The organism is Methylomonas sp. BG-2, from assembly GCF_057766305.1.
Genome location: NZ_JBYMAP010000016.1, coordinates 22,656 through 29,377, shown reverse-complemented (window position 1 = coordinate 29,377; position 6,722 = coordinate 22,656). Strand labels below are relative to the sequence as shown.

At 53.8% G+C, this 6,722-nt stretch carries 8 protein-coding genes; 7 read left to right on the top strand and 1 reads right to left on the bottom strand.

Annotation, left to right across the window (positions count from 1 at the left end; all coding sequences use genetic code 11):
• The coding region (locus tag AC3B8H_RS02855; protein ID WP_488440108.1) for a putative O-glycosylation ligase, exosortase A system-associated at positions 1-1,109 on the top strand (1,109 nt) is incomplete at its 5' end.
• Positions 1,110-1,613: 504 nt separating this feature from the next.
• Complete coding sequence (locus AC3B8H_RS02850; RefSeq protein WP_488440107.1) at positions 1,614-3,221, top strand: sulfatase family protein; 1,608 nt, start codon at positions 1,614-1,616, stop codon at positions 3,219-3,221.
• Here AC3B8H_RS02850 and AC3B8H_RS02845 read toward each other — a convergent pair.
• Positions 3,218-3,868: a TFIIB-type zinc ribbon-containing protein gene (locus AC3B8H_RS02845; protein ID WP_488440106.1), complete on the bottom strand. Its 651-nt coding sequence runs from the start codon at positions 3,866-3,868 to the stop codon at positions 3,218-3,220. The genes AC3B8H_RS02850 and AC3B8H_RS02845 overlap by 4 nt on opposite strands.
• Positions 3,869-4,024: 156 nt before the next feature.
• Here AC3B8H_RS02845 and AC3B8H_RS02840 point away from each other — a divergent pair, with 156 nt between their 5' ends.
• The 5 genes from AC3B8H_RS02840 to AC3B8H_RS02820 all read left to right on the top strand — a co-directional run bounded on the left by AC3B8H_RS02840 (position 4,025) and on the right by AC3B8H_RS02820 (position 6,715).
• A complete protein-coding gene (locus tag AC3B8H_RS02840; RefSeq protein ID WP_488440105.1) occupies positions 4,025-4,573 on the top strand; it encodes a gamma carbonic anhydrase family protein in 549 nt (182 codons plus the stop codon).
• A gap of 443 nt (positions 4,574-5,016) precedes the next feature.
• Positions 5,017-5,202, top strand: coding sequence for a hypothetical protein (locus AC3B8H_RS02835; protein ID WP_488440104.1), 186 nt, complete (start codon positions 5,017-5,019; stop codon positions 5,200-5,202).
• Positions 5,203-5,204: 2 nt separating this feature from the next.
• Positions 5,205-5,567, top strand: a complete 363-nt coding sequence (locus tag AC3B8H_RS02830; protein ID WP_488440103.1) for a hypothetical protein — start codon at positions 5,205-5,207, stop codon at positions 5,565-5,567.
• Positions 5,568-5,726: 159 nt separating this feature from the next.
• A complete protein-coding gene (locus tag AC3B8H_RS02825) occupies positions 5,727-6,143 on the top strand; it encodes a bacteriohemerythrin (protein ID WP_488440102.1) in 417 nt (138 codons plus the stop codon).
• The gene (locus tag AC3B8H_RS02820) at positions 6,140-6,715 is read left to right on the top strand and encodes an alpha-ketoglutarate-dependent dioxygenase AlkB family protein (RefSeq protein ID WP_488440101.1); all 576 of its coding nucleotides are present in this window, start codon (positions 6,140-6,142) and stop codon (positions 6,713-6,715) included. Before AC3B8H_RS02825 ends, AC3B8H_RS02820 begins: the two co-directional genes overlap by 4 nt.
• Positions 6,716-6,722 lie beyond the last annotated feature (7 nt).

Sequence of the window (6,722 nt, the reverse complement as noted above, 5' to 3'; positions counted from 1 at the left end):
TTTTATTTCTGGTTGTCGTGGTCAGTACATTTACCACTAAGGATAAACAAGCTGTACCTAAAGACTGGAGAATTACCACCTTCTGCCTATTATGGATGTATTTCCTTTTCACCACGACTCAATCACCGCTACAAGATATCGCTTGGACTCGCTTTTGGTTTATCACCAAGATATATATACCATTTTACTTTACGCTAACCCTGATCAATACTAGAACCAAACTGTATTACCTGATATCGACGATCGGTATCTCTATTGGCGTGGTTGCCGTTAAAGGCGGAATATTTGCGATTGCCAAGGGGTTTTCGCATCGAGTTTACGGCCCGCCCGGCACGCAATTCGAAGACAACAATCAATTCGCGATTGCAATGCTGATGGTAGTCCCGTTATTGCTGGTTTTTCGGCGAGAGCTTAAGCATGAGCTGTTGAAAAAGATTATTTTATTCGCGGTACCGGTCATTTACGCGGCGGCTTTATCTTCATGGTCTCGCGGCGCGTTATTGACGATGATTGCATTGACGTTCATCTTGATTTCAAATTCCGGACGTAAATACTTAACGATACCGCTAGTCTTCGCAGGGGCGTTTTTTGTCAAAGACTACTTGCCGGATGAATGGTTCGGGCGCATGCATACCATGGAAACCTATGAAGAAGACCAATCGGCCATGGGCCGCATCATCGCATGGACAGACGGTTGGAACTACGCGGTAAGCCATCCGTTCACCGGCTGCGGCTTTGAAGGTTGGATGTTCGTAACCTTACGAGATTGGCACAGCTCCTACGTGGAAATCCTAGCGGAGCACGGTTTCGTTGCATTTGGCTTGTGGTTCTCGCTGTTGGCTGGCTCGCTGTTCAACCTGACAATGCTCATGCGAAAAACCAAAGGTATACCGGAGCTAGAATGGGTAGGATATTATTGCCTGATGGTTAGAGCATCTTTAATCTGTTATATGGTTGGAACTTTATTTCTAGGCCTGTCTTATTGGGATTTACTCTATCATTTAGTTTTCATTGCCGTGCTGATCAAGAAGTTCGCTTTGGAGGAGCTGGCGCAACTGTCCGCGACCAATTCTGGACTCAAGAAACCCAAAAGAAGCCCCGCTTTCTAAATATCAACTTGGCCTTGGGGCATCTTAATGGAAACTGTCGCCCAGCTTCTCTTTTCCGCTTGCATTTCCGCACTGTTTGGCATGGTCGCTTTAATCAGCCAAACCTGGCACAACTACTCACGAACCGGCCCCGGAATTCCGACGGAGATCGAGCGAAAATTCCGATGGTATATGGTTTATGCTGGTCTTCGCCTGGCCTTTTGGTGCTACGTGGTATTTCTATTGACAGCTTTGCCAGGCCCGTTAATCTGGCGGTCTTGTACTCAGTTTTTGAATATTGAATTCAAAACGGTAACAGCGGTTTTTTTCGGCTTGTGCTCCAGTGCCTTCGTGGTTAGCTATTTTTTTTGCCGCCAATTATTATTTTCTCCAGGAGCGATTCAATTATCGTTTCAATATCGTTTCTCCAGACTATACGGATTACATGACGCATTAACACCGGCAATCCTGGACGCAATCAAATTCGCGGGTATTTTCGCTTGGCTGGCAATATCAATCTTCAGCTTGTTTTCAGCCGCGCTTCCGGAAACCGCTTACATTTTAGCGATCAACCTGATTTACGGCTGGTTAGCAGTCAGCACTCGGGAAACAGAACCCACGCCGCTCGAATCCGGAGCCAAATCGACGGCCCGCCCGAACATTGTGATGATCGGCGCCGACACCTTGCGTTGCGACCGCCTAGGCGCTTTTAGCTATCACCGGAATTTGACGCCCAATATCGATAAGTTGTGCGCGGACGGAGTGTTACTTGGAAATTGCATCACCCCGTTGGCTCGAACGGCGCCCAGTGTGGCCTCGCTGTTCTCCGGTTTGTGGCCTTACCAGCACGGAATTCGAGACAACTACCCGTCCGTGGCGGAATGCCGGCTACCTCACCCTAGTCTGGCACAGTACTTAAAAGCCCAAGGTTATTCGACGCTAGCCGTCTCCGACTGGGCGGGCGCGGACTTCGGAAAAATCGGCTTCGGCTTCGATACGCTATCGTTACCCGAAGATCAATGGAATCTCAAATTGCTGTTCAGGCAAGGGCCTTCTGTCATTCGCGGTTTTTTATCGCTGTTTACCAACAATTCGCTGGGAAAAAAATTCCTGCCCGAGTTGTATTATCTGGCCGGGATGCCGCTGACCGGCAAACTGGGCCGGGAATGCCGCCAATTGATCGCAGCGGCGGCGCGCGAAGAGCGGCCGTTTTTTCTGAATCTGTTTACCTCGACGACGCACGTTCCGTTTACCTGCGATTACCCGTACTACAAGTTATTCACGCCAGAGAATTACCGCGGCGAGTCGAAATTCATCATGACCAAACTCGCCACGCCCTGCGAAATCGTCGATAAACAGCAAAGAGGGTCGGATTATTTCGACGTGCCGCAGATCATCAATCTCTACGACAGTTGCGTCAGGCAGTTCGACGACGAGGTCGGCAAAATCGTCGACTTTATCGAGCAATCGGGTTTATCCGAGAACACATTGATTGTGATTTATAGCGACCACGGCGCGGACTTTTTCGAAACCGGCTGTTGGGGGCAAGGCAACACCCTGTTGGGCAAGGACCCCAGCGGACGCATCCCGCTAGTGATGAAAGGTCCCGGCATGCCGAAGGGCGTCAATTTCGAACCGCTTTGCCGCGCCGTGGATTTGATGCCGACCTTGCTGGGTTGGTTGCGCTTGGATATCCCCGAATATTTGCCGGGTACTAACCTGATGCCCTATATTTTGGAAAACCGATCGCCCGATCTATACGCCTATCAGGAAACCGGAATTTGGCTCGGCAAGGTGCCGGGCCTGCATCCCGAGCAAATCCATTATCCCAACATCGTCGAATTGCTGGATATTCCCGATCAGGACGCCGGCACTCTGGTCATCAACGCCAAGTATTATCCCACCGTAATCCAGGCGAAGAGCCGGTCGATACAAGACGAGCGCTGGAAATTGATCTGCATCGCCACCCACCGTGGCCCGGTCTATCAGCTCTACGATTTGGAAACCGATGCCTATCGGGATGTGGCGTCGGAGTTTCCCGAGATTTGCGCTCGCCTGCAAGCGCGGCTGGCGAGTCATTTGGCGGCGGATCCTTATTGGAATCCTAATCCGATCACGCCGACGGCCGCTTAAGACAACAAACTCACCAACAATTCCGCAACCGCTAACCAGTCGTTTGGCTCACTGTCACGCGCGGATTTCCCAGGTGAAAATTTTACCGATTCAACGCCGGATGCGGGCGACGGCCGCTTGGCGACTGGGCGCTTGTTAGCCAAAATCCGACCGCCGGCCCGCTGCCACTCCATCAAATGACTGATTTGGCCGCCGTCCAGCCAAATGCCGTGACTACCGCAGCTATCCACCACCACGCCGCTACGGTAACCGTACAGCACCCGATTCATTAAAACCCGGCATACCGGACATTTTAAGTACTTGACCCGTGCTTCCGCCGCGTAGCGCTCGCGATTGATGCCGTCTAACCAAGCCCGATTGACCGAGTGTGTGGAATCGGCCGTCCGCGCCAACAAAGTTTCGATTTCCCCCGGATCGAAAAACAAGCCATAACAAGTCCCGCAACGTTCAATATGCAAAACCTGTTCGCCAGGCAATGCCACGGTTTGCAACGGGATGTCGCACACCGGACAAATTCTCGAGGTCTGGGTTTCGATCGGATGGAAATCGAGCCTGCCCGACAGGTCGATGTCATTGCGCACGCCGCAATACCGGCAGATCTGACTATTCGCCGCCAGCGGCGCCGAACACGCGCTACATTTCGCCATGTTGGTTCCCAATAAAGCCCGCTCCGGTAGCATCGACCATGCCGCCGCTTTTAAAAAATATAGTCCCACGCCCCACCAGGTTTCCGTTCGGCACTGGCGCGGCATGGTGCAATTGCGTAACATCGTTGGCAATTATGGCAAAGAACAGGAGTTCACGTGACAATCAGACCCTATCAATCCAACACGCCCAAGCTCGGCGAACGCGTCATGATCGACGACACCGCCGTCGTCATCGGTAACGTCGAATTGGGCGACGACGTATCGGTTTGGCCAACCGCCGTCTTGCGCGGCGATGTCGAGAAAATCTACATCGGCAAAGCCACCAATGTTCAAGACGGCTCAATCTTGCACGTGTCGCACGCCGGCGATTATTCGCCACGCGGTTATCCGCTACGGATAGGCGAGTCCGTCACTATCGGTCATCGCGCGGTGATTCACGGCTGCACGATCGGCGATTATTGCCTGATCGGCATCGGCGCCATCGTCATGGACGGCGCGGTGCTCGGCGACTACAGCATGCTGGGCGCCGGCGCGCTGGTACCGCCGGGCAAAAAGCTGGAAGGCGGTTATCTGTACGTCGGCGTACCCGCCAAGGCCGCCCGCGCGTTGACCGACGACGAGAAGACCTTTTTGGCCTACTCCGCCTCGCACTACGTCAAACTCAAAAATAGTTACCTGGACCGCGACGCCGCCACACTCGGTTGAGCGCTACTTAACTCGTCGTGCAAAACCATGATCTGGCGGAATCCCATCCAATGACCGCCCGCCGCTACCGGTCGCTTACCGCGATGAACTGACGACCGACGCATCTCTCCGCGAACGCGCCGTTCCAAGGCGACGGCGTTCACGACGACTAATATTGAAACGATATTTGTTTGACAAGCCCGACCGCTTGCTATATTGTTTCGATTCGCTACCACGCGGACGCCGAACACGCGGTTCTTGAATTGTTGGATCGCGCGTTTCTTGCCCTCGGACACGCGCGATCTTCCGGCACGCGTCCACCAACCACCCGGTCTAATCCTCTTGTCCGGCTTCTACGGGTAGCGAAACCGGACATCGGGTTCCCGGCCGACATTCGCCGCAAACTCCGATTTCCATTCTTACTAGACCCGACTTCGGCCATCGCCGAAAATAAGAGGTAAACCATGAGTGAAGTACATCAAGAGAAAGATCATTTCGTGCTGTATGTTGTCGTGACGGTCATCGTGGTCGTCGGCGCGATCTTGGCGGTCAAGCTGAACGAAAACGAAAAATTCGCCCCCATCAAGGACCAAATCAACGAAGAGTACCGTTTGATGAATATCCGCGTCATCGCCAACCGGGAGGACTGAACATGCGCAAATCTCCGTTTATATTTAGCTTGCTGCTGACGATGTTGATCAACACGCCACTGCAAGCCACCGAGTATATTTATCGCGACCTTATGGCCAATAGTCTGGCACCGGCGCATTGCGACGCAGAACCCAAGGCGCGCGACGCCGCGGCAAAGCCTTATAACGTCGAACGCTTCAGCAAGAAATTCTGCCAAACCCAGGGTTACGGTTGGCACGTCGAAGAAATCAAAACCGCCGGTAACACCGTTTGCGATAGCTGCGGAAACCAAGCCGATTTAAAACGCTGTCATCAGGAAGATATCGTCGTCAGTTGCAAACGTATCAAACCCGGCACGGTTGGTATGCTACCCGGCAAAGGCTAATATCGTTCGGCCTCGACGTGGCGGTTTGGCGCCCGGCGCCGCTGCCACCTCTTGGCCGCGTCAAGCCGGCGAAACTTCATCCACCGGGCATACAATCTGCTTTAAAATCTTGATAAAAAATCCGTTGGGTAAACATCAACTATCGTTTGGGTGGACGACATGACCTTACTTTCGGCGGCCGAAACGGCCCCGGTCGGATACGATGCTATCGATCACGACCATCAATCCTTCATCGCGTTGGTAAATCAGCTGGATAGCGCGGACAATGCCGAGTTTCCCGCCCTGTTCCGCGAACTCTACCGTCACACCGAACAACATTTCGAGTTGGAAAACCAGTTGATGCAAACCTTCGCTTTTCCGGCGGAAACCGAACACAAAGGCGAACACCAGCGAGTTTTGGCCGAATTCAAACAATTTCAGTCGCGCGTCGACAAGGGTCTGATTCCGTTCGGTCGCGCCTTCGTCAAGGACAGACTGCCGCAATGGTTTAAATTGCACGTCGCGACGATGGACAGCGCGCTCGCCGCCCATATTCGCCAAGCGAGCGTTCGCGCCGGAGATACCAGCGCCGCATGAGCGTCGTTCCCGAACTGGCGGTGATAGAAGGGTTTTACGATGAAGCCGACTGCCGGCAACTGCTCCACCGCCTGCTTGAAGAGCAGGATTGGCCGAGCAACCGCTACCAAGTCGGCGGACGCTGGTTCGAACTCCCACGGCAACAAACCTGGCATGCCGACCCCGGCATTCGTTACAGTTACAGCAACAACCTGCTGGTCGCCCGGCCCTGGACCCCGTTATTGTCCGAGCTCAGAGCCGCTATCGAGCGCCGCTTGGACGCGAAATTCAACGCGGTCCTGGTGAATCTCTATCGCGACGGCAACGACTACGTCGGCTGGCATTCGGACAACGAACGCGAGATGGGCGACGACCCATTGATCGCTTCGCTGAGCTTGGGTGCCACCCGAACCTTCGCCTACCGCCACAAGCGAAGCGGAGAACAACACAGCACCCGACTAAGCGCCGGCACGCTGCTGGTGATGCGTCCGGCGTTTCAGCACGATTGGCAGCACAGCGTGCCGCCGGCACCGGAAGTTGCCGACCCCAGGATTAATCTGACCTTTCGCTACGTGCTGCCGCCGCCAGAATAGCGCGACA

Coding starts and splice junctions, on each gene's coding strand:
- AC3B8H_RS02845 (WP_488440106.1), bottom strand. CDS start 3,868: ATGGCGAAATGTAGCGCGTGTTCGGCGCCGCTGGCGGCGAATAGTCAG.
- AC3B8H_RS02825 (WP_488440102.1), top strand. CDS start 5,727: ATGACCTTACTTTCGGCGGCCGAAACGGCCCCGGTCGGATACGATGCT.
- AC3B8H_RS02835 (WP_488440104.1), top strand. CDS start 5,017: ATGAGTGAAGTACATCAAGAGAAAGATCATTTCGTGCTGTATGTTGTC.
- AC3B8H_RS02830 (WP_488440103.1), top strand. CDS start 5,205: ATGCGCAAATCTCCGTTTATATTTAGCTTGCTGCTGACGATGTTGATC.
- AC3B8H_RS02820 (WP_488440101.1), top strand. CDS start 6,140: ATGAGCGTCGTTCCCGAACTGGCGGTGATAGAAGGGTTTTACGATGAA.